At 71.2% G+C, this 19,793-nt stretch carries 22 protein-coding genes; 8 read left to right on the top strand and 14 right to left on the bottom strand.

What is annotated here, in order from left to right; all coding sequences use genetic code 11:
• Window positions 1–19: 19 nt before the first annotated feature.
• The gene (locus BM076_RS21135; protein ID WP_093715204.1) at window positions 20–988 is read right to left on the bottom strand and encodes a diacylglycerol/lipid kinase family protein; all 969 of its coding nucleotides are present in this window, start codon (window positions 986–988) and stop codon (window positions 20–22) included.
• A 48-nt stretch (window positions 989–1,036) separates the two neighbouring features.
• Between BM076_RS21135 and BM076_RS21130 the strand changes: the two genes are divergently transcribed.
• Window positions 1,037–1,558: a hypothetical protein gene (locus tag BM076_RS21130; RefSeq protein ID WP_245796185.1), complete on the top strand. Its 522-nt coding sequence runs from the start codon at window positions 1,037–1,039 to the stop codon at window positions 1,556–1,558.
• Between the two features lie 37 nt (window positions 1,559–1,595).
• Here the strand turns inward: BM076_RS21130 and BM076_RS21125 are convergent, their stop codons facing one another.
• The 5 genes from BM076_RS21125 to BM076_RS21105 form a co-directional block, all read right to left on the bottom strand.
• Complete coding sequence (locus BM076_RS21125) at window positions 1,596–2,756, bottom strand: RNA polymerase sigma factor SigF (protein ID WP_407640685.1); 1,161 nt, start codon at window positions 2,754–2,756, stop codon at window positions 1,596–1,598.
• A 30-nt stretch (window positions 2,757–2,786) separates the two neighbouring features.
• A complete protein-coding gene (locus tag BM076_RS21120; RefSeq protein WP_093715203.1) occupies window positions 2,787–3,200 on the bottom strand; it encodes an ATP-binding protein in 414 nt (137 codons plus the stop codon).
• 196 nt (window positions 3,201–3,396) lie between these two features.
• A complete protein-coding gene (locus BM076_RS21115; RefSeq protein ID WP_093715202.1) occupies window positions 3,397–3,924 on the bottom strand; it encodes a GNAT family N-acetyltransferase in 528 nt (175 codons plus the stop codon).
• On the bottom strand, window positions 3,921–4,283 hold the full coding sequence (locus BM076_RS21110; protein WP_407640684.1) for an AAA family ATPase: 363 nt from the start codon (window positions 4,281–4,283) through the stop codon (window positions 3,921–3,923). Before BM076_RS21110 ends, BM076_RS21115 begins: the two co-directional genes overlap by 4 nt.
• Window positions 4,280–5,254 carry a 1-aminocyclopropane-1-carboxylate deaminase/D-cysteine desulfhydrase gene (locus BM076_RS21105; protein ID WP_093715201.1) on the bottom strand — a complete coding sequence of 325 codons (975 nt, stop codon included), beginning with the start codon at window positions 5,252–5,254 and terminating at the stop codon, window positions 4,280–4,282. The genes BM076_RS21110 and BM076_RS21105 overlap by 4 nt, the downstream gene beginning before the upstream one ends.
• 122 nt (window positions 5,255–5,376) lie before the next feature.
• Between BM076_RS21105 and BM076_RS21100 the strand changes: the two genes are divergently transcribed.
• Window positions 5,377–6,306 carry a MurR/RpiR family transcriptional regulator gene (locus tag BM076_RS21100; protein ID WP_093715261.1) on the top strand — a complete coding sequence of 310 codons (930 nt, stop codon included), beginning with the start codon at window positions 5,377–5,379 and terminating at the stop codon, window positions 6,304–6,306.
• 22 nt (window positions 6,307–6,328) lie between these two features.
• On the opposite strand, the gene BM076_RS21095 is transcribed toward BM076_RS21100, so the two are convergent.
• Window positions 6,329–8,365 (bottom strand): N-acetylmuramoyl-L-alanine amidase, encoded by a 2,037-nt coding sequence (locus BM076_RS21095; protein WP_093715200.1) that lies wholly within the window; start codon window positions 8,363–8,365, stop codon window positions 6,329–6,331.
• 197 nt (window positions 8,366–8,562) lie between these two features.
• On the opposite strand from BM076_RS21095, the gene BM076_RS21090 reads away from it, so the two are divergent.
• Together BM076_RS21090 and trxA are read left to right on the top strand one after the other, a co-directional pair.
• On the top strand, window positions 8,563–8,985 hold the full coding sequence (locus BM076_RS21090; protein WP_093715199.1) for a MerR family transcriptional regulator: 423 nt from the start codon (window positions 8,563–8,565) through the stop codon (window positions 8,983–8,985).
• Window positions 8,982–9,317, top strand: a complete 336-nt coding sequence (gene trxA, locus BM076_RS21085; protein WP_093715198.1) for a thioredoxin — start codon at window positions 8,982–8,984, stop codon at window positions 9,315–9,317. The genes BM076_RS21090 and trxA overlap by 4 nt, the downstream gene beginning before the upstream one ends.
• A gap of 246 nt (window positions 9,318–9,563) precedes the next feature.
• Here the strand turns inward: trxA and sodN are convergent, their stop codons facing one another.
• Window positions 9,564–9,959: a superoxide dismutase, Ni gene (gene sodN / locus BM076_RS21080; RefSeq protein WP_093715197.1), complete on the bottom strand. Its 396-nt coding sequence runs from the start codon at window positions 9,957–9,959 to the stop codon at window positions 9,564–9,566.
• Between the two features lie 140 nt (window positions 9,960–10,099).
• Between sodN and sodX the strand changes: the two genes are divergently transcribed.
• Window positions 10,100–10,525, top strand: coding sequence for a nickel-type superoxide dismutase maturation protease (gene sodX, locus BM076_RS21075; protein WP_093715196.1), 426 nt, complete (start codon window positions 10,100–10,102; stop codon window positions 10,523–10,525).
• On the opposite strand, the gene BM076_RS21070 is transcribed toward sodX, so the two are convergent.
• Window positions 10,429–11,061, bottom strand: coding sequence for a CGNR zinc finger domain-containing protein (locus BM076_RS21070; RefSeq protein ID WP_093715195.1), 633 nt, complete (start codon window positions 11,059–11,061; stop codon window positions 10,429–10,431). The two genes, sodX and BM076_RS21070, sit on opposite strands and share 97 nt — an antisense overlap.
• A 104-nt stretch (window positions 11,062–11,165) precedes the next feature.
• On the opposite strand from BM076_RS21070, the gene BM076_RS21065 reads away from it, so the two are divergent.
• On the top strand, window positions 11,166–11,936 hold the full coding sequence (locus BM076_RS21065) for a class I SAM-dependent methyltransferase (RefSeq protein WP_093715194.1): 771 nt from the start codon (window positions 11,166–11,168) through the stop codon (window positions 11,934–11,936).
• Between the two features lie 68 nt (window positions 11,937–12,004).
• Here BM076_RS21065 and BM076_RS21060 read toward each other — a convergent pair whose 3' ends face one another.
• From BM076_RS21060 to BM076_RS21050, 3 genes are read right to left on the bottom strand one after another with little or no spacing between them, the layout of a single operon-like run.
• Entirely contained in the window at window positions 12,005–12,757 is a 753-nt protein-coding gene (locus tag BM076_RS21060; RefSeq protein ID WP_093715260.1) for an amino acid ABC transporter ATP-binding protein, read from the bottom strand.
• Between the two features lie 35 nt (window positions 12,758–12,792).
• Complete coding sequence (locus tag BM076_RS21055) at window positions 12,793–13,746, bottom strand: amino acid ABC transporter permease (RefSeq protein ID WP_093715259.1); 954 nt, start codon at window positions 13,744–13,746, stop codon at window positions 12,793–12,795.
• A 2-nt stretch (window positions 13,747–13,748) separates the two neighbouring features.
• Window positions 13,749–14,723, bottom strand: coding sequence for an ABC transporter substrate-binding protein (locus BM076_RS21050; RefSeq protein ID WP_093715193.1), 975 nt, complete (start codon window positions 14,721–14,723; stop codon window positions 13,749–13,751).
• Window positions 14,724–15,130: 407 nt separating this feature from the next.
• Here BM076_RS21050 and BM076_RS21045 point away from each other — a divergent pair, with 407 nt between their 5' ends.
• Together BM076_RS21045 and BM076_RS21040 are read left to right on the top strand one after the other, a co-directional pair.
• Window positions 15,131–16,366 (top strand): NAD(P)-dependent malic enzyme, encoded by a 1,236-nt coding sequence (locus BM076_RS21045; RefSeq protein WP_093715192.1) that lies wholly within the window; start codon window positions 15,131–15,133, stop codon window positions 16,364–16,366.
• Between the two features lie 129 nt (window positions 16,367–16,495).
• The gene (locus BM076_RS21040) at window positions 16,496–17,458 is read left to right on the top strand and encodes a zinc-binding dehydrogenase (protein WP_093715191.1); all 963 of its coding nucleotides are present in this window, start codon (window positions 16,496–16,498) and stop codon (window positions 17,456–17,458) included.
• Between the two features lie 38 nt (window positions 17,459–17,496).
• Here the strand turns inward: BM076_RS21040 and BM076_RS21035 are convergent, their stop codons facing one another.
• Both BM076_RS21035 and BM076_RS21030 read right to left on the bottom strand, forming a co-directional pair.
• Complete coding sequence (locus BM076_RS21035; RefSeq protein WP_093715190.1) at window positions 17,497–18,486, bottom strand: PadR family transcriptional regulator; 990 nt, start codon at window positions 18,484–18,486, stop codon at window positions 17,497–17,499.
• A 1-nt stretch (window position 18,487) separates the two neighbouring features.
• Window positions 18,488–19,351, bottom strand: a complete 864-nt coding sequence (locus tag BM076_RS21030) for a DUF4097 family beta strand repeat-containing protein (protein ID WP_093715189.1) — start codon at window positions 19,349–19,351, stop codon at window positions 18,488–18,490.
• Window positions 19,352–19,793 lie beyond the last annotated feature (442 nt).

Raw genomic sequence — 19,793 nt, 5'->3', positions numbered from 1 at the left:
GGACTTTAGGCTCTTCCACTTACACAATCACACGCAGTGCACGGCGTACGCCTGTGAAGGTCGCGCTCGTACGCAGTCCCAGGTGGTCACCGTCCACCTGGAAGGGCAGTGCCGCCTGCGATTGCAAGGTGAAGTCGGTCAGGTCGTGAAGGGCCACCGCGTTCTTTCCGTGCGGCCCCCGTTCCGGAGTGGAACGGAGCAATTGCGCCGCGTAACGCGTGGCAGAAGCGGTGGACATCTTTGTCACGCCGAGCACATCGAGCGCGGTGTCGAAGGACGCGCCGGGGGAGGCGTACACCGGCCGGTTGCCGAGATACGTCCACGGCGAGGTGTTGCAGATTATCGCCATCGCGAGCCCCGACACCGCGTCCTCGTCCGGCCGTTGCAGCGTGATCGTGCCGTGCCTGCGGTGCGGATCGGCCAGAAACTGCCGTGCGACCTGGCGCAAATACAGCGCGTGCGTGGAGCGCTTGCCCAACTCCCGCTGCTGTTCGACCCGTCCGACCACCCCGGCGTCGAAGCCCAGGCCCGCGCAGAAGGTGAACCAGCGGGCCGGCACCCCCTCGTCCTCGGTGCCGGGCGTCCCGCTCACCAGACCGAGGCCGACCGTACGCGACGACCCCGCGCGCATCGCGTCCAGCAGCGCGCCGGTCGCCTCCACCGCGTCGTTGGGCAGCCCGAGCGCGCGGGCGAAGACATTGGTGGAGCCGCCGGGCACCACCGCGAGCTGCGGCAGACCGTCCGGGTCGGGGCCGTGGTGCAGCAGCCCGTTCACCACCTCGTTGACGGTGCCGTCGCCGCCGAGCGCGACCACCAGGCCCACCTCGCCGCCCTCCGCCGCCCGCCGGGCGAGGTCGCGGGCGTGCCCCCGGTACTCCGTGGTCGCGACGTCCAGCTTGAGGTCGCTCGCCAGTGCGGTACTGATCACATCACGCACCCGCGCGCTGGTGGTGGTGGCGGCGGGGTTGACCACGAGGAGAGCGCGCATGGTCGACAGCGTACCTACGCTCTGGTACGGCGGGCTAACCTGACTGGTGTGAGCCAGCCCTCGAAGAAGACGCGGAAGCCGCCTCAGCGGGTGGCCGCCAAGATGCAGAAGTACGTGCCCGCGGTGCACGAGCAGCCCACGCGGGAGGAACGGGACGCCGCCGCTGCCGAGAAGGCCGCGGCCGACGCCGCCGCGGGACCGCCGCCGCTGCGCCTCACGCTCGCCGCCGCCGTCGCCGCGGTCGAGGGCCTGGCCGTGGTCGTCTGGGGCGTCACCATGTTCTTCGGCGGCTCCGGCAAGTCCGTGCTGGCCGGGCTGCTCGTCCTCGTCCTCGCCGGCTTCCCGCTCGGCGCCGCGTACGGGCTGCGCAAGGCCCGCCGCTGGAGCCGCGGGCCCGCGCTGATCATCCAGCTGCTGTCGCTGCCGATCGCCTGGACGCTGCTGCACAGCGACGGCGGCGGCTTCGTCGCCGGCGGCGCCGTCCTGGGCGCCCTCGCCCTGACCTGCCTGGTCCTGCTGGCCCACCCGGCCACCACCGACGCCCTCGGCATCAGCCGCACGGCCTCCTGACGCGAGGCACGCGCGGCCGGGGGCCGCGCGTCACCGGCTACTCCTCGATGAGGAGCTTGTCGCGGAGCTGGGCCAGGGTGCGGGCCAGCAGGCGGGAGACGTGCATCTGGGAGATGCCGACCTCCTGCGCGATCTGCGACTGCGTCATGTTGCCGAAGAACCGCAGCAGCAGAATCGTCTTCTCCCGCGGCGGCAGCTGCTCCAGCAGCGGCTTGAGGGACTCGCGGTACTCCACGCCCTCCAGCGCCTCGTCCTCCGAGCCGAGGGTGTCGGCGACGGCCGGCGACTCGTCGTCGGTGTCCGGCACGTCCAGGGAGAGCGTGCTGTAGGCGTTGGCCGATTCCAGGCCCTCCAGCACCTCCTCCTCGGAGATCTTCAGGTGCTCGGCCAGCTCGTGCACGGTCGGCGCGCGGCCGTGCCGCTGGGACAGCTCCCCGGTCGCGGTGGTGAGCGCCAGCCGCAGCTCCTGGAGCCGGCGCGGCACCCGTACCGCCCAGCCCTTGTCCCTGAAGTGACGTTTGATCTCGCCGACCACCGTGGGGGTGGCGTACGTGGAGAACTCCACGCCGCGGTCCACGTCGAAGCGGTCGACGGACTTGATCAGCCCGATCGTGGCGACCTGCGTCAGGTCGTCCAGCGGCTCGCCGCGGTTGCGGAACCGCCGCGCGAGGTGCTCGACCAGCGGCAGATGCATCCGCACCAGCTGATTGCGCAGCTCCGCGCGTTCGGCGGAGCCCTCCGGGAGCTTGTGCAGCTCGACGAAGAGGGCCCGGGCGCCCGAGCGGTCGTGCGGGTCGTGCGTCTCGTGTTCTTCGTGCGAGTCGTGCGCGTCGGTCCCGTCCCGGGCGTCGCGTACGTCCTGCGCGCCGCGCCCCTCGTGGCTGTCGCGCGCCTCCGGGGCGGCCGTCGCCTCCGGCCCGCCCTGCCGTTCCTGCTCGCCTCGGTCCTGCGTGTCCATGGGGTCCGCCTGCTCCGCCCGCCGCGCCGCGTCCATTGCGTCCATACCGTTGTCCATACGGGTCTCCCCGCCGGGTTCGGGATGCGGCCTGGCCGCGTGCCGCCGCCCGGCGGGACCCGGCGGGTCCGGCTGAGCGGGTACGGAGGCGCGGCCGTGCGCCGCGGGCGGCCGGCGCGCTTCCTGCGCCTCCTGCCCCGCGGGCGTGCCGGGGTCCTCACCCCGGGATAGCTCAGCACTCATGGCGATTCCCCGTCTTCCCGCACACGAACGTCACGACAGCCCTGGGCCGGCGCCGCGCTTCTTGTGGAGGCTGATGCTGACGGCCTTGTCCTCGGCGACGGTCGAGTCCACCTCGCCGGCCAGTGCCGACAGCACCGTCCAGGCGAAGGTGTCCCGTTCCGGCGCGCGGCCGTCGGTGGTGGGCGCCGAGACGGTCACCCACAACGAGTCCCCGACGAGCCGGAAGACACAGCTCAGTACGGAACCGGGGACGGCCTGCTGGAGCAGGATCGCGCACGCCTCGTCCACGGCGATCCGCAGATCCTCGATCTCGTCCAGGGTGAAGTCCAGCCGTGCCGCGAGACCGGCCGTGGCCGTGCGCAGCACTGACAGATAGGCCCCCGCCGCGGGCAGCCGGACCTCGACGAAGTCCTTCGACCCGGGCTCGCCTGCGATCTGGGACACCCTCACCTCCACGGTGGCACACAGTGATTGCTCTGGTTCGCAGCGACGCTATCGCGATCCGCACCCCGCTGTCGCCCGGACGGAGCACGGTAGGGGAACGGTACGGGATCCGTACCTCTGTCACCCATGGTAAGCGCATGGGTACGGAACGTGGGTAGGGATCGGCCGACGTAATTCGCATGGGAATTCGCCCGGTTCACCCGGCGGGCGCCGATGCGGCCGGTTCGCCGAGCCCGGCCGGTGCGGCCCGCGCGGCCAGTTCGGCCAGCGCCGGGCCGGTGAGCCGCTGTACGGTCCACTCGTCCTGCGGGCGGGCGCCGATGGAGCGGTAGACGCCGATCGCCTTCTCGTTCCAGTCGAGCACCGACCACTCGAAGCGTTCGTAGCCGCGCTCCACGCAGATCGCCGCCAGTGCGGCCAGCAGCGCCTTGCCGTGGCCCGCGCCGCGCGCGGTCGGCCGGACGTACAGATCCTCCAGGTACAGGCCGGGGGTGCCGGTCCAGGTGGAGAAATTCCGGAACCACAGGGCGAATCCGGCCACCCCGCCCTCGCTTCCGCCGTCCTCGGCGATCAGCGCGCTCGCCACCGCGTCGGGGCCGAAGAGCGCCGCGTGCAGCTGCTCCTCGGTGGCCCGCGCCTCCTCCAGCGCCCGTTCGAACTCGGCGAGTTCGCGGATCAGGGCATGGATCACGGGGACGTCGGCGGGGGTCGCGGTGCGGATCATGCCACCAGATTACGGCTCGATGATGTGACGCAGGTAAGAGCGGGGGTCGGCCAGATACCGTCGCCAGTGGTCGACGATCGCCAGCTCCTCCCAGTCCGTCGCGCGCACCCCGCGTTCGCCGACCTCCAGGATCGCCGCGTCCGGGGCGGGTCCAGGCCGAATCCCTCGGCGATGGCCTCCACCAGGGTGGACTTGCCGGAGCCGTTCTCGCCGACGAGGAAGGTGACGGGCGCGGTGAAGCGCAGCCCGTCGCGCAGCAGCCCGGCGACGGCGGGCACCGACCAGGGCCAGCGGTCCCGGCTGAACTCGTCGTCGCCGTCACCGGCCGGGATGTGGGCGTACGCGCGGCTGATGATCATCGGGCACCTCCTGAAGCGTCCGGACCTCCGGGACCGGTGCTGGTGCCGGTGATCACCGCGGCCAGCCGCGTACCGGGCGGGAAAGCGCCCTCCTCGGTCAGCGTCAGCAGGCCGTGCAGCATCTTCGCCACGTACACCGGCTCCGGCAGCAGCTCGTGCCGGGCGCCGAAATCGGCGGCGAACGCGGTCAGTTCCGGGGTCGTACGGGCGTAGCCGCCGTGGTGGAAGCGGCCGTCGAGCCGCCACCGGCCGCGCCGCCCGCCGAACGCCTCCTGTTGCAGCCGCAGCACCTCGGCGGCCAGGAAGTCGCCGCGCAGCACCGGGAAGCCGATCGCCTCTGCGCCGTCCCCGAGCCCGGCCGCGAGCCCGGCCAGGGTGCCGCCGGTGCCGACCGCGACCGCCGCCACGTCCGCGGCGCCGACCAGCTCCCGGCCCAGCTCGGCCGCGCCCCGGGCCGCGAGCGCGTTGCTGCCGCCCTCGGGCAGCACATAGGCGGGCCCGTACCGCCCGACCAGCGCCGCCAGCACCTCCGGCTCGGCCTTGCGGCGGTACGTGGCCCGGTCCAGGAACTCCAGCCGCATCCCGTCGGCCGCGGCCCGCGCCAGCGACGCATTGAGCGGCTTCCCCGCCAGTTCGTCACCACGCACCACCCCCACGGTGGCCAGCCCCAGCAGCCGCCCGGCCGCCGCGGTGGCCCGCAAGTGGTTCGACCAGGCCCCGCCGAACGTCAGCAGCGTCCGGTGCCCGCCCCGTACCGCCTCGGCCAGATTCGGCAGCAGCTTGCGGTATTTGTTTCCCGGAAGACTGGTATGGATCAGATCGTCCCGCTTCAACAGCAGCCGCACACCATGGGCGGCGAAGCGTTCGTCGGCGACCTCGACGAGCGGTGACGGGAGCCGGGCGGCCAGCCGTACGGCGAGGCGGTCGGCGGGCTCGGGCGGGAGCGGGGGAGAAGGCGGGGGCACCGGCATATTGTCACCCGCACGTGTGACATTCGGTGGGGGCCGCCGGGGATCGGGCCGGGCGGGACCGCGGCGCGAGGAATCCGTCCGTGCGGCTCCCGCTTGGGGGATTCTCGGTGCATCCTTTCCCCGTGCGTGAAACAGCCCCGGGACGACCGGTCAACTCAGCGGCCACGGCAGCGGCGGGCGTCACTGGCCGCAGTGACGCCGGTGACGCGCTCACCGCCACCGTGCGGGGTCTGCTGCCCTCGCTCACCCCCGCCGCCGCGCGGATCGCCTCGCTGATCGTGGAGGACCCGGCGCAGGTGGCGCGCAGCACGATCTCCGAGCTGAGCGCGCTCGCCGGCACCAGCGAGTCCTCGATCGTGCGGACGGCGCGGGCGCTGGGCTTCGCCGGCTACCCGGAGCTGCGGCTCGCGCTGGCCGCGTCCGCCGCCCGGCAGGCGCCGCGCTCGACGCTGACCTCGGGGATCACCGAGGCGGACTCGCCCGCCGAGGTGATCGCCAAGCTGGTGCACACCGAGTCGCAGGCGGTGCTGGAGACGGCGACGCAGCTCGACGCGGAGCAGCTGGCGGGCGCGGTCAAGGCGGTGTGCGGCGGCGGCCAGCTGCACATCGCCGGGGTCGGCGCCTCGGGCCTGGTCGCCCAGGACCTCCAGCAGAAGCTGGCCAGGATCGGGCGGCCCTGCCACGCGCACGGCGACTCGCAGTCGGCGCTGACCAGCGCGGTGCTGCTCGGCGAGGGCGATGTCTTCCTGGCGGTCTCGCACTCCGGCGAGAGCCGGGACGTGCTCGCGCCGCTGCGGCGGGCGGCCGACCGGGGCGCGGTGACCGTGGCGATCACCAATCACCCGCTTTCCACGGCCGCCCGGCTCGCCGACTTCGTCCTGGTGTCGGCGGGCCGGGAAACCACCTTCCGGCCGGGCGCGATGGCCAGCCGGATCAGTCAACTGGTCGTCGTGGACTGCCTGTTCGTGTGCGTGGCCCAGCGGACCTTCGACACCTCGAGCCACGCCCTGCGGGTCACCCACGAAGCGCTCGAAGGTGACCGCAAGGGCTAGGGCCTGTCTTGCCGGACGAGAGTCACTTCGCCGGGACGACGTCCACGTCCGCCGCGTCCACGAACGCCACGCGGTGGTTGTAGACGATCTCGTAGACCTTGGTCTGTCCGACGAAGTCGTGCTGGTCGTAGGGCGCGGAGCCGTCGTAGTAGATGGCGAAGTAGGAGTCGGTGCGCTCGGCCGGGCCCGACTCGACGTAGGACTGGCCCGCGGGGATCGTGTACTTGGCGCGGGCGAGCTGGGCGCGCGGCGGGGTGCCGCCCTCGAAGGCCACGAAGTCCGCCGGGTAGACGGACGCCTCGGGGTAGGCCGTGGTGTAGACGGGGATCGAGGTCTTCCCGGCCTTCGGCACGATCCGGGACGCCTTCACCGGCACCGTCGTCGGGTGCTGCGGGGAGTCCTGGAGCCATGCCTTCGTGCCGCCCCACCAGATGGCCGTCCAGCCGGGCTTGCGCTCGGCGACGACGTACTGCTCACCGGCCGGCGCCTTGTCGCCCCAGTCGTTCATGGCCGTGGTGCCGGCGCTGCCGTCCGGGTGCAGATACGGGTCGGCGACCAGCGGCGCGGAGGTGCTCGGCGCGGTGTACAGCGGGACGAAGCTCGACGCGTCGCCGGTGGAGGTCACCGGGCAGTCGAAGGAGCGGTACGGGCCGGGGAACTGCTTGTAGCCCTGGACGTCGTCGCAGTAGGTGGTGGTCTGTTTGTTGTGCGCGAAGCCCGGCTTGATGGCGACGACGTCGCTGCCCGGCCGCGCGGTCGCGTGGATCGGCGCGCCCAGCAGGTCGAAGAAGTGCTCCCAGTCCCAGCCGGGTCCCGGGTCCCAGTGCTGGGTGGCGACGCCGGACTCGGTGCCGCCGGGGATGTTGTCGTGGCCGAGGATGTGCGCGCGGTCCAGCGGGATGTCGTACTTCGCGGCCAGGTAGCGCACCAGTTGGGCGGTGGAGCGGTAGAGGTTCTCGCTGTACCAGCTCGCGCCGTGCGTCGCCCAGCCCTCCTGCTCGATGCCGATCGAGTGCTGGTAGAAGGAGCGGTTGGCGCTGTCCCAGGCGATGTCCTTGGTGGGGATCATCTGGGTGACGTGGCCGTCCTCGGAGCGCACGACGTAGTGCGCGCCCGCCGCGTAGGTCGGGTCGCGGAAGAGGTCGAGCGTGCCGTCGTACGTCTCGTCGGTGCTGTGCAGCGTGATGTAGCGGATGTCGAGGTCGCCGTTCGGGCGGTCGGCGAGGTCGTGGCTGCCGTAGTCCGCGAGGTCCGACGGGTCGAGCAGGGTGTAGGCGCCGGGTATGAAGTCGCAGTTCAGCGACTTGGGGCACTCCGGCTTCTGGCTGCTCTTGGGCGGCGTGACCTCCTTGAGGCCGAGCTTGCGCACGTCGCCCCGGTTCGGGTGCAGTCCGCGGACGGGCGCGAGGGTGACGGTCTGGCCGTCCTGGGTGGTGCGGGAGGCGCCCGAGCGCATGGTGTCCCACACACCGTCGGCGAAGACTTGCGCGACCTTGTTCTCGGTGGACTGGCTGTAGCGGGCGGCGGCCGCGTACCAGCCGTCGACCGTACGCGGCAGCCGCCCGTGGCCGTAGCCCTTGGCGTAGGAGGCGAGCAGCGCGGCGCCGCCGCGGATGTTCTGGGTCTCGTCGCCCTGCACGGCCGCGGTGTCGGCGCCGATCAGTCCCGCGGCGACGGCCGCGGTGTGCTCGGCGGGGGCCTTGAGCAGGTCGGCGTAGCGCGGCGACTGGGTGGTCAGGCCGTCCGCGTCGAGTTCCGCGGTGGTCAGATTCGTCAGGTTCATCGGGCCGTACCCGGCCTCGGCGTTGGACTGCCCGGCGTGCGCCTCCCACCGGGTCTCGTAGTACGACACGGCTTCCAGTACGGGCAGCGGTACGCCGAACTCGTGCGCCGCCGCGGTGAATTCGGCCTGCCGGGCGGTGTGCGGGTCGTCCGCGGTGGCGGAGGTGGTGCCGACGGCGGTGGCCGTGAGGCCGGCCAGCAGGGCCAGCGCGGCGGCCAGCGTCAGCGGCCTGCGGCCGCGCGCCTGCCTGAGGGATGGTCTGAGGGGGCGGTGCATCCGGGCTCCTCGCGTCGCGTTGCGTGTGTGGCGGGGGCTGCTTCGTGGTCCCAGGGGTAGGACAACTGCTGGGCCGCAGCCTGGCGACCGGGACTGGCAGTAAGCAACCACCTGGACGTAAATCTTGAAACTTTTTGCCGTCCCGGCCGGAAATACTCCTGGCGTTGACGCGTACGTCAAGGTCTACGGTCGTCCGTATGCGCATCGGTGAACTCGCGGAACGGGCCGGCACCACGACCCGGACGCTCCGCTACTACGAGTCCCTCGGCCTGCTGCCGCCGGCCGACCGGTCGGGCAATGGCTACCGGTCGTACGACGAGGAGCATCTGCGGCTGCTGGAGCAGATCAGGACGCTCCAGGACTTCGGCTTCGGCCTGGAGGAGACCAGGCCGTTCGTGGAGTGCCTGCGCGCCGGGCACCCGGCCGGTGACACCTGCGCGGCCTCGCTGGAGGTCTACCGCCGCAAGCTGGCCGAGTTGGACGCCTGTGTGGCGCGCCTCCAGGAGGTACGGGCCCAGGTCGCCGCCCAGCTCGCCCGCGCGCAGGTGGAGGCGCTGGGGGCGGACGGCGGCGCCGACCCGATGTGCGAACCGTCCGTCAGTGAAAGGGATTCACCATGAGCAGCACCGCCACCTCCGTCCCCGTGGTCACCGACGCGACCTTCGCCGCCGAGGTGCTCGCGTCCGAACTGCCCGTCCTGGTCGACTTCACCGCCGACTGGTGCCCGCCGTGCCGCATGATCGCGCCGGTGCTCGCCGAGATCGCCGCCGAACAGGCGCACCGGCTGCGGATCGTGCAGCTCGACGTCGACTCCAATCCGGCCACCCAGGCCGCGTACGGCGTGATGTCGATGCCGACCCTGCTGCTCTTCCGGGCCGGGGAGCCGGTCAAGGTTCTGGTGGGCGCGCGCCCCAAGCGGCGGCTGCTCCAGGAACTCGACGGCGAGTATTGAGACGGGTGCGGGCAGGAAAAAGCCCCCGCCCGCCGGTACGGGGGACCTGACGGACGGGGACAATCTGCGTGCCTGCCGGTTTCCTCCGGCGCCATATAAGAGGGTCCGCGCCGAAGCGATGTGACACCCCATCAATGTGGCGCATCCCACATTTCCGGGAGATGACGAGGGGTAGAAAAAAGCCCGCGCTCAGCCGTAAGGGTGACGGCTGGCGCGGGCGCTTGACGCTCCGGTGCGAAACCGGGGTCAGGACTGCTTGGTCTCCCAGAAGATCTTGTCGATCTGGGCGATGTAGTCCAGGGCCTTCTGCCCGGTCGCCGGGTCGTTCGACGCCTTCGCCGCGCTCAGCGCCTTGAGGGTGTCGTTGACGAGCTGGTGCAGCTCCGGGTACTTCTCGAAGTGCGGGGGCTTGAAGTAGTCGCTCCAGAGCACCGAGACGTGGTGCTTGGCCAGCTCGGCGCGCTGCTCCTTGATGAGCACCGCGCGGGTGCGGAAGTCCGCGTCCTCGTTGGCCTGGTACTTCTCCTGGACCGCCTTGACGGACTCGGCCTCGATGCGGGCCTGGGCCGGGTCGTAAACGCCGCAGGGCAGGTCACAGTGGGCGCTGACCTTGACCTTGGGCGCGAACAGGCGAGTGAACATGGCTGTCCTTCCTCGTGATCGTCTTTCCACGTGGGACATTACTCCCTGGGAGAGTCGTTTTCTCGGGTGCCCCAGGTGGCTTAGGACAAAAGTCTGGTGCCACTCTGGAGTCGGTGGAGAAACGAACCAGGAGGCGCAGGATGCGGGAGCAGGGGGCCAGGCTGTCGTGGCAGTTGGTCGAGGTGACTGGTCCATCGATGGCACCCACGCTGCTGCACGGGGACTGGCTGCTGATCCAGAAGATCAGCAGCGGCGCCGAGCTGGTGCGTGAAGGGGACGTGGTGGTGCTGCGGCACCCGTTGCAGCAGGACCTGCTGATCGTCAAGCGCGCGGTGGAGCGGCGCGAGGGCGGCTGGTGGGTGCTCGGCGACAACACGTTCGTGGAGAACGACAGCCGCGAGTTCGGCGCCGTGCCGGACGAGCTGGTGGTCGCCCGCGCCCGGGGCCGTTTCCGGCCGCCGGGCGAGCTTCAGCGGTCGGTGGCCGGGGCGGCCTCCTGGGCGGCGTCCTGCGTCAGGTTGCTGCGGCCCGACCGGTCGTTCTCCAGGCGCTTGCGGGCCCGGTAGGCCGCGACGTTGGCGCGGGTGGCGCACCGGTCCGAGCAGTAGCGGCGGGACCGGTTGGTCGACGTGTCGACGTACGCGTTGCGGCAGGGCGCCGCCTCGCAGATGCCCAGCCGGTCGACGCCGAGCGTGGTGAGCTGGACGGCCAGGCCCATGCAGGCGGTGGCCGAGTAGGCGGCGCTCGCGTTGACCGCGTGGTCGGCCAGGTGCATGTGCCAGTCGGGGCGGCCGGTGGTGTCGTCCAGGTAGTCGTGCCCGGAGATCTGCGGGCTGACCGGGAATTCCAGCAGCAGCGCGTTGAGCAGGTCCACGGCGCGGACCTCGTCGCCCTCGTCGGCGGCCTCGAAGACGCCGCGCAGCCGGACGCGGACCGCGCGCAACCGCGCCACGTCGGCGTCCACCGCCCGCGCGGCGGCCTGGGTGCTCGCGCCGAACAGGTCCCGGACCGCCTCGACCGAGGTGAGCGCGTCGGTGCCGCGCCGGGGCTCCTCGCTGTTCACGAGACGCACGGCGTAGTCCGAGTAATAAGCCAGTTCCACTTGTGGTCCTTACTGCGTGCGGTCTAGGCTCTGCGGTGTCGTAATGGTAATGACTGAAGTTGCCGACAGGGTATTACGAGGATAGGCCGAATCGGAGGCTTGCGATGTCTGATGTCACCGAGCGTGCGGCGCCGAGCGACTGGGCGGCCTGGCAGCGGAGCTGGGACCGCCAGCAGGAGTGGTACATGCCCGACCGGGAGGAGCGCTTCCGGGTGATGCTGGACATGGTCCAGGCGTTCACCGGCACCGCCCCCAGGGTGCTCGACCTCGCGTGCGGTACCGGAAGTATCACGGACCGGCTGCTGCGGAGGTTCCCGGACGCCACGAGTACGGGCGTCGACCTCGATCCGGCGCTGCTCACCATCGCCGCCGGCTCCTTCGCCGGCGACGCGCGCGTCACCTTCGTCACCGCCGACCTCAAGGACCCGCGCTGGCCGGAGAAACTGCCGCACGGCTCGTACGACGCGGTGCTCACCGCGACCGCGCTGCACTGGCTGCACAGCGACGAACTGCGCGTGCTGTACGGGCAGATCGCCGGGCTCGTGCGGGACGGCGGGGTGTTCCTCAACGCCGACCACATGCCGGACCCGGACACCCCGCGGATCAACGCCGCCGACAGCGCGCAGCGGCACGCCCGGATGGACCGGGCCAAGGCGGAAGGCGTGCTCGGCTGGACCGAGTGGTGGCAGTTGGCCGCCGCCGACCCGGCACTCGCGGAGCCGACCGCGCGGCGCTTCGAGATCTACGGCGAGCACGCGGACGGCGACACCCCGTCGGCCGCCTGGCACGCCGACACCCTGCGCGCTGCGGGCTTCGGCGAGGCCCGCAGCGTATGGTCCTCGCCCAGTGACGCGACGGTGCTGGGCCTGAAGTAGCGCCCGGCGCGGCACGCTTGAGGGGGTACGGGCCCGTGGCCCGTACCCCCTTGTAGCGTGACGGCGCGTCACAGTACCTTTGATAGAAAGGCCCTCGTGCGTTCGTGCTGCGGATTCCCCAGCACCTCACGGGGATGACCGGACTCCACGACGACACCGTCGTCCATGAAGACCAGCGCGTCGCCCACCTCGCGGGCGAACCCCATCTCGTGCGTGACCACGATCATCGTCATGCCGTCCTCGGCCAGCCCGCGCATCACGTCGAGGACGTCGCCGACCAGCTCCGGGTCCAGTGCGGACGTCGGCTCGTCGAACAGCATCAGCTTGGGCTCCATGGCCAGCGCCCGCGCGATGGCCACCCGCTGCTGCTGCCCGCCGGACAGCTGGGACGGGTAGTTCGCCGCCTTGTCGGCGAGCCCCACCCGGTCCAGCAGCCGCAGCGCGCGCTCCCGCGCCACCGCCTTGGCCTCCCGCTTCACCTGCACGGGACCCTCCATGACGTTCTCGACCGCCGTCATGTGCGGGAAGAGGTTGAAGCGCTGGAAGACCATGCCGATGTCGCGGCGCTTGGCCGCGACCTCCCGGTCGCGCAGCTCGTACAGCTTGTCGCCGTGCTGCCGGTAGCCGACCAGCTCGCCGTCGACCCACAGCCGGCCGGCGTTGATCTGCTCCAGGTGGTTGATGCAGCGCAGGAAGGTGGACTTGCCGGAACCGGAAGGACCGATCAGACAGAACACCTCGCGCGGCGCGACCTCCAGGTCGATGCCCTTGAGGATGTGCGCGGCGCCGAAGGACTTGTGGACGGCCTCCGCCTTCACCATCGGCTCGACGCCGGACTTCACCAGGGGGGTGCTCATCAGGCCACCTTCGTTCGGCGCAGGGTGGACAGATTCGCCTTGACCTTCTGCCACGGCGTGGCCGGCAGGCTGCGCAGCGAGCCGCGCGCGTACCGCCGCTCCAGATAGAACTGGCCGACGCTGAACACGCTGGTCAGCGCCAGGTACCAGACCGAGGCCACGAAGAGCATCTCCATGACCGCGCCGGACTCCGAACCGATGTCGGAGGTCGCGCGCAGCACTTCGGTGTACTGCACCACCGAGACCAGGGAGGAGGTCTTGAGCATGTTGATGAACTCGTTGCCGGTCGGCGGGATGATCACCCGCATCGCCTGCGGCAGAACGATTCTGCCCATGGTCCGGGCACCGGTCATGCCGAGCGCGTGCGCCGCCTCGGTCTGGCCCTCGTCCACCGACTGGATGCCGGCCCGCACGATCTCCGCCATGTACGCGCCCTCGTTGAGGCCGAGGCCCAGCAGGGCGGCCACGAACGGGGTCATGACGGCGACGGTGTCGTTCTTGTAGATCGGGCCGAGATTGATCACCGGGAAGATCAGCGACAGGTTGAACCACATCAGGAGCTGCACGTACACCGGGGTGCCGCGGAAGAACCAGATGTAGAGCCAGGACACCCCGCCGGTGACCGGGTTCTTCGACAGCCGCATGACCGCGAAGACCACACCCAGCACCAGGCCGAGCGCCATCGAGCAGACGCTGATCAGCACGGTGTGCCACAGGCCCTTGAGCACCTGGGTGTCGAAGAGCTTGTCCCCGACGGTGCTCCAGATGACATCGCCCTGCGAGAAGGCGTAGACCAGCCAGCCGAGCAGCACCACGACGACGACCGCTGCGACCCAGCGCCCGTAGTGGCGCACCGGGATCGCGCGGATCGCCTCGTACGGGGTCGCCGCCGCGGCCGGGACGGCGTCCTCGGGTGGTGGCGGGGAGGACTTCTCCGGACGGTCGGACGGCACGGTCACGACCCGCCGTTGATCGCGGCGGCGGTGATGGCGCCGGACGTCGCGTTCCACTTCTGCAGCACCTTGGCGTACGTGCCGTCCGCGATGATCGCGTCCATGGCGGCCTTGAGGGCGTCACGCAGCTGCGCGTTGTCCTTGCTCACCGCGATGCCGAACGGGCCGGCGTCGGCCGGGGAGCCGGCCACCTCGAAGTCGTTGCCGTTGCCGGACTTCTGGGCGATGTACGCGGCCACCGGGGTGTCGTTGAGGTCGGCGACGGCGCCGCCGGCCTTGACCCGGGTCTGCGCCTCGGAGTCGGTGTCGAAGGGCTGGATCGTCAGGCCCTTGGAGCCGCAGGCGGTCTTCTGCTTCTTGAACGCGTCCTCGTAGATCGTGCCGCGCTGGACGGCCACGGTCTGCCCGCACACGTCGGCGAGGGTCTTGATGCCCTTCGGGTTGCCCTTCTTCACCAGGAGGGAGGAGCCGGAGGTGTAGTAGTCGACGAAGTCGACGCCCTTGCCGATCTTCTTGCCCTTGTCGTCCAGTCCTTCCTGGCGGGCCTTGGTGTCGCTCATAGCGGACATCACGATGTCCGACCGGCCGGTGGACAGGGAGGTGATCAGACCGTCGAACTTGCCGTTGGTGAACTTGAAGGTCACCCCGAGCTGCTTGGACAGCGCGTCCCCGATGTCCGGGTCGATGCCGACGATCTTGCCGCCCTCGGTCTGCTCCATCGGCGCGTAGGACGCGTCGGTGCCGACCTGGATGGTCTTGGAGTCCTGGTACTTCTTCGGCAGCTTCGAGAACAGCGGAGCGCCGCCGGAGGCCGCCGTGGACCCGCTCGCACCAGGGCTGACGCTGCTGGAGGTGTCCTTGTCCTTCTTGGTCTGGTCGCCGCACCCGGTCAGTACCAGGGTGCCGGCGACCGCGACGGCGGCGACCGCGGTGAGACGAGTCAGAGCGGCCGACGGCCGGGTCGTGCGTGCGGTCATCGCAGTGTCCTCCTGCGGGAGTGAGGGGGTCGTGCAGTGGACATGGCACACGCCATCGAGTACCGCCACCGTGTGTGATCTGTGCATCTTGCCATCCGGACACCCCCTGACAGGGTTCCCGTTGTGTCAAAATCGGATAACGGGCGATCCCCGGGCTCCCGTCGGGCCGGCACACCAAGGCCGGACCACGAGGGGGCCATGCCGATCAATTTGCACTCGTCAACGGAAACAGACTTCCGGTAGAACGGGTCCTCACCCCTCATCCGGGGCCCATGGCGTGCGTGCGGCACGCCTGGCGTCGGCCGTCACCATGCTCACTCGTATCCGGTGACGCGGCGCCGAGCCCACCTCCACCCCTGTTCGGGCGGAGTACCCTCATTTCCTCATTCAGACAAAGGGGTCAAAAAGTGGCAGCGGAGATCGTCAATCCCCGGACCGGTACGGACAGCGCGCACGCCGTGAACGGTGCGGACGGCACAGAAGGCGCTTTTCCGATCGATCCGGTCTTCGCCCTGCACCGCGGCGGCAAGATGGAGGTCACCTCCACCGTGCCGGTGCGCGACGCCGACGACCTGTCGCTCGCGTACACACCCGGTGTCGCGGAGGTCTGCACCGCCATCGCGAACAAGCCCGAGCTGGTCCACGACTACACCTGGAAGTCCCAGGTGGTCGCGGTCGTCACCGACGGCACCGCGGTGCTCGGCCTCGGTGACATCGGCCCCGAGGCGTCCCTGCCCGTGATGGAGGGCAAGGCCATCCTCTTCAAGCAGTTCGGCGGCGTCGACGCCGTGCCGATCGCGCTGGCCTGCACCGACGTCGACGAGATCGTGGAGACCGTGGTCCGGCTCGCGCCGTCCTTCGGCGGCGTCAATCTGGAGGACATCTCCGCCCCCCGCTGCTTCGAGATCGAGAACCGGCTCAAGGAGCGGCTCGACATTCCCGTCTTCCACGACGACCAGCACGGCACCGCCGTCGTCACCCTGGCGGCGCTGCGCAATTCCTGCACGCTCACCGGGCGCTCGCTCGGCGACCTGCGCGCCGTGATCTCCGGCGCGGGCGCCGCCGGTGTCGCCATCGCCAAGATCCTGATCGAGGCGGGCATCGGTGACGTCGCCGTCACCGACCGCAAGGGCGTCGTGCACGCCGGCCGCGACGACCTCAACCCGGTCAAGCGGGAGCTGGCGTCGTATACGAACAAGGCCGGGCTGAGCGGCTCGCTGGAGGACGCGCTCGACGGCGCCGACGTCTTCATCGGCGTCTCCGGCGGCACCGTGCCGGAGTCCGCGGTGGCGACCATGGCGGCCGGCGCCTTCGTCTTCGCGATGGCCAACCCGACGCCGGAGATCCACCCCGAGGTCGCGCACAAGTACGCGGCGGTCGTGGCGACCGGGCGCAGCGACTTCCCGAACCAGATCAACAATGTGCTCGCCTTCCCCGGCATCTTCGCGGGCGCCCTCCAGGTGCGGGCCTCGGCCATCACCGAGGGCATGAAGATCGCCGCCGCCGAGGCGCTGGCCGCGGTCGTCGCCGACGAGCTGTCCGCCGACCGGGTCATCCCCTCGCCCTTCGACCCGCGGGTGGCCCCCGCGGTGACCGCGGCCGTCGCGGCGGCGGCCCGGGCCGAGGGCGTGGCGCGCCGGTAACGGCCGTCAGACGGTGGCCGTCCCGCCGTACGGCGCGTGCGTACGGCGGCGGGTGCGGTCCGTACGGCGGCGAGCGTCACACCGTACGGCGGTTCCTTCGCGGTGTTACCCGGCCGTAGGGTCGGCGCCATGTATGCCGCATACGCCGCACGTATTGACGCAGAGAAGCCGCTGAGCGGGCTGGAGCTGGGGGAGCGGCCGGAGCCGGAGCCGCGGGACGGGTGGACGACCGTCCGCGTGAAGGCCGCCTCCCTCAACCACCACGACCTGTGGTCGCTGCGCGGAGTCGGCCTCGGCCGCGAGAGCCTGCCGATGATCCTCGGCTGCGACGCCGCCGGGATCGACGAGGACGGCAACGAGGTGGTGCTGCACTCGGTGATCGGCGAGACCGGTCACGGAGTCGGCCCCGCCGAGCGCCGTTCCATCCTCACCGAGCGCTACCAGGGCACCTTCGCCGAGAAGGTCGCCGTACCGGCCTGGAACGTGCTGCCCAAGCCGGCGGAACTCTCCTTCGAGGAGGCCGCCTGCCTGCCCACGGCCTGGCTGACCGCGTACCGGATGCTCTTCACCAACGCCGGGGTACGGCCCGGCGATTCGGTCCTGGTGCAGGGCGCCGGCGGCGGTGTCGCCACCGCCGCGATCGTGCTGGCCCGCGCGGCCGGCCTGCGCGTGCACGCCACGAGCCGCGACGCGGGCAAGCGCGAACGCGCCCTGGAACTGGGCGCGCACGGCGTGTACGAGCCGGGCGCGCGGCTGCCGGAGCGGGTGGACGCCGTGATCGAGACGGTCGGGGCGGCCACCTGGTCGCACTCGGTCAAGTCGCTGCGGCCCGGCGGCACCCTGGTCATCTCCGGCGCCACCAGCGGGCCGAATCCGGCCGCCGCCGAGCTGACCCGGATCTTCTTCCTCGAACTCAAGGTGGTCGGCTCCACCATGGGCTCCAAGGAGGAGCTGAAGGACCTGCTGGCCTTCTGCGCCCTCACCGGAGTACGCCCGGTCATCGACTCGGTGCTGCCGCTGGACCGGGCCCGGGAAGGCTTCGAACGGCTTGCCGCCGGTGAGCTGTTCGGCAAGGTCGTGCTGACCGTCTGAGCCGGGGCTTCGGCCTGGGCCCGGGCCCGGGCGCGGCATTACGGCGACGGCTTGTGCAGCGCCGCCGCGATCCGGGCCGCGGCCTGCGACAAGTGGCGCCGTACCTCGCGCAGTTGACGGTCGTTCACGCCCAGGTCGCGGGCCGTGTCGCGGATGTCGTCGCGGAAGCGGTCCAGGAGGCGCTCCAGGTCGCGGGCCGGGTCGGCGGACGGCGGGGTGTCGTCGTTCTGGTCCGCGTCCGCTTCCGCGGCGGACTTTCCGGGCGCCGCCTTTTCCGTCTTTTCCGGCTCGTCCTGCTCCTGCTCGGCGGTCGCCTCGGCCCACACCGGGGGAGTGCCCGCGGGCGGCGACCACGGCGTGGTGGGGACGTCCATACCGCCGCCCCTGCCGAACCGGCCCAGTTCGCGGGTCAGTTCGGCCAGGCCGTCGCGCAGCCCGGCCTGCCAGTCGCCGGTGCGCATCTGCGACTGCATCTGCTCGTGCACCTGGCGGGCGATCCGCTCCATCTCCTCGCGGGCCGCCTTCGCCTGCCGGCGCGCGTCGCGCGCCTCCTCCTTGGCCCGGCGGCTCTCCTCCTTGGCGCGCGCCGCCTGTTCGCGCCACTGCTGCTTGGCCTGCTGCGCCTGCTGGTGCGGGGGAGTGCGCGCCTCCTGCGCTGCGGCCCGCACCTCGCGGCGCAGATCGCCCGCGGCGCCGCGCACGTCCTCGCGGATCTCGGCGGCCAGCGTGGAGACCGACTCGCGGATCTCCGCCTCCAGGCCCGCGATCTCGTCGGCCCGGTCGGCCAGTTCGGCGCGGCCGGCGTCGGTGAGGGAGTAGACCTTGCGGCCGCCCTCGGTGGAGTGGGTGACCAGGCCCTCCTTCTCCAGCTTGGCCAGGCGCGGGTAGACGGTGCCGGCGGACGGCGCGTACAGGCCCTGGAAGCGCTCCTCCAGCAGCCGGATCACCTCGTAGCCGTGCCGGGGCGACTCGTCGAGCAGCTTGAGCAGGTACAGCCGCAGCCGGCCGTGCGCGAAGACGGGCGCCATGTCAGATGTCCTTCCGGAACGAGGGCGCGTCCTCCAGCGGCGGCCTGCGCAGCAGGGCGATGGCGCCGGAGACCGTGGTGGCCTTCAGGCGGGCGCCCCCCGTACCGATCCGCCCGGTAATGCGCTTGGCGCCCCACTGGCCCGTGACGTGCAGTTCGTCGAAGGCGCAGGAGACATGGCCGCTGGTGGTGTTGGCGTCGACCTCGGCGTCGCCCGGCTCCGGGATACGGATCGCGATCTCGCCGGAGACGGTGGTGAGGCGGACGTCGGCGCCCGCCGACGGGTCGAGGTCGAGCACCATGTTGCCGCTCACCGAGTCGGCCCTGACCTCGGAGCCGCTGCCCTCGACCACCGTCAGGTCGCCCGAGACGGTGTTGATCCGCAGGCTGCCCAAGACGGACTGGGCCTCGACGCTGCCCGCCACGGTGTTCGCCTTCACCGGTCCTGTCAGGCCCACCAGCGTGGTGTCGCCGTTCACGCCCTGCACCGTGGTGTCCCCGCTGATCCCGGAGATCACCGCTCCCGCGCCGACCACGCCGACCTCGACCTTCGTGTGCTGCGGCACCGCGAGCGAGACCACCGCGTGGCGCTGCCAGCCTTTGCGGTCCAGCCACTTCAGCAGGCCCTTCCAGGGCAGGTCGTCGTACGTCACCGTCAGCGTGCCGCCCTTGCGGTACACCTTCAGGGGCGGTCCGTCGATCTCGCTGACCTCGACCCGGGCGGGGCCGCCGTCGTCCGTGCCGACGACGTTCACCGCGCCGTTCACGATGCGGACGCACAGCGTGTCCACGGGCTCCTCGAACACGAACTTCTCCGGTTCGGCCACGGTTCGTTCCGACGTCACGGTGCCCCTCCTTCGCCTCATGCGCTGCGCGCAGCTTGACGCAACATATCGCGTCTCCCGCTACTCACGATATATCGCGTGCCGCTCAAGCTCAACCCACCCCTACCCGCACCCGCGGAAGTGGGTCCCCCTCCGGGGGAGTGGGGTGCCTGATGTCTCCCGCGGAGTGCGGTGCTCGATCTCCTGCGGAGGACGGTAGCCATCAGGGGCGCGGGGAACTGTGCGCTCAGCCGCGGCGCGCCTTCAGGCGAAAAACCGCCCCCAGCGGGGCAGACGCTGTTGTTTTTGCGACCACCGGGCCGGTGGGGGCTGGTCGCGCAGTTCCCCGCGCCCCTGTCGGGCACCCACTTCCGTCAGCGCAGCGCCGCGTCCCCGCGCCCCTGAAGGGGCATCCCTTTCCGCAGAGGTGCGGGTACAGGGGCCGCGCCCCTGAAAGACCTCGCTCGCCGTCAGGCGAGAAGGG

The sequence above is a fragment of the Actinacidiphila alni genome (assembly GCF_900112845.1).
In the GTDB taxonomy this organism is placed as follows: domain Bacteria; phylum Actinomycetota; class Actinomycetes; order Streptomycetales; family Streptomycetaceae; genus Actinacidiphila; species Actinacidiphila alni.
The sequence above is the reverse complement of the archived record's forward strand: the minus strand, read 5'-3'. Positions and strand labels throughout refer to the sequence as shown.

Excerpts from the sequence above, each read along its gene's own strand:
- BM076_RS21135 (WP_093715204.1), bottom strand. The coding sequence starts at position 988 with ATGCGCGCTCTCCTCGTGGTCAACCCCGCCGCCACCACCACCAGCGCG.
- BM076_RS21125 (WP_407640685.1), bottom strand. The coding sequence starts at position 2,756 with ATGAGTGCTGAGCTATCCCGGGGTGAGGACCCCGGCACGCCCGCGGGG.
- BM076_RS21115 (WP_093715202.1), bottom strand. The coding sequence starts at position 3,924 with ATGATCCGCACCGCGACCCCCGCCGACGTCCCCGTGATCCATGCCCTG.
- BM076_RS21110 (WP_407640684.1), bottom strand. The coding sequence starts at position 4,283 with ATGATCATCAGCCGCGCGTACGCCCACATCCCGGCCGGTGACGGCGAC.
- BM076_RS21105 (WP_093715201.1), bottom strand. The coding sequence starts at position 5,254 with ATGCCGGTGCCCCCGCCTTCTCCCCCGCTCCCGCCCGAGCCCGCCGAC.
- BM076_RS21095 (WP_093715200.1), bottom strand. The coding sequence starts at position 8,365 with ATGCACCGCCCCCTCAGACCATCCCTCAGGCAGGCGCGCGGCCGCAGG.
- BM076_RS21090 (WP_093715199.1), top strand. The coding sequence starts at position 8,563 with ATGCGCATCGGTGAACTCGCGGAACGGGCCGGCACCACGACCCGGACG.
- trxA (WP_093715198.1), top strand. The coding sequence starts at position 8,982 with ATGAGCAGCACCGCCACCTCCGTCCCCGTGGTCACCGACGCGACCTTC.
- sodN (WP_093715197.1), bottom strand. The coding sequence starts at position 9,959 with ATGTTCACTCGCCTGTTCGCGCCCAAGGTCAAGGTCAGCGCCCACTGT.
- sodX (WP_093715196.1), top strand. The coding sequence starts at position 10,100 with ATGCGGGAGCAGGGGGCCAGGCTGTCGTGGCAGTTGGTCGAGGTGACT.
- BM076_RS21065 (WP_093715194.1), top strand. The coding sequence starts at position 11,166 with ATGTCTGATGTCACCGAGCGTGCGGCGCCGAGCGACTGGGCGGCCTGG.
- BM076_RS21060 (WP_093715260.1), bottom strand. The coding sequence starts at position 12,757 with ATGGTGAAGGCGGAGGCCGTCCACAAGTCCTTCGGCGCCGCGCACATC.
- BM076_RS21050 (WP_093715193.1), bottom strand. The coding sequence starts at position 14,723 with ATGACCGCACGCACGACCCGGCCGTCGGCCGCTCTGACTCGTCTCACC.
- BM076_RS21040 (WP_093715191.1), top strand. The coding sequence starts at position 16,496 with ATGTATGCCGCATACGCCGCACGTATTGACGCAGAGAAGCCGCTGAGC.
- BM076_RS21035 (WP_093715190.1), bottom strand. The coding sequence starts at position 18,486 with ATGGCGCCCGTCTTCGCGCACGGCCGGCTGCGGCTGTACCTGCTCAAG.
- BM076_RS21030 (WP_093715189.1), bottom strand. The coding sequence starts at position 19,351 with ATGAGGCGAAGGAGGGGCACCGTGACGTCGGAACGAACCGTGGCCGAA.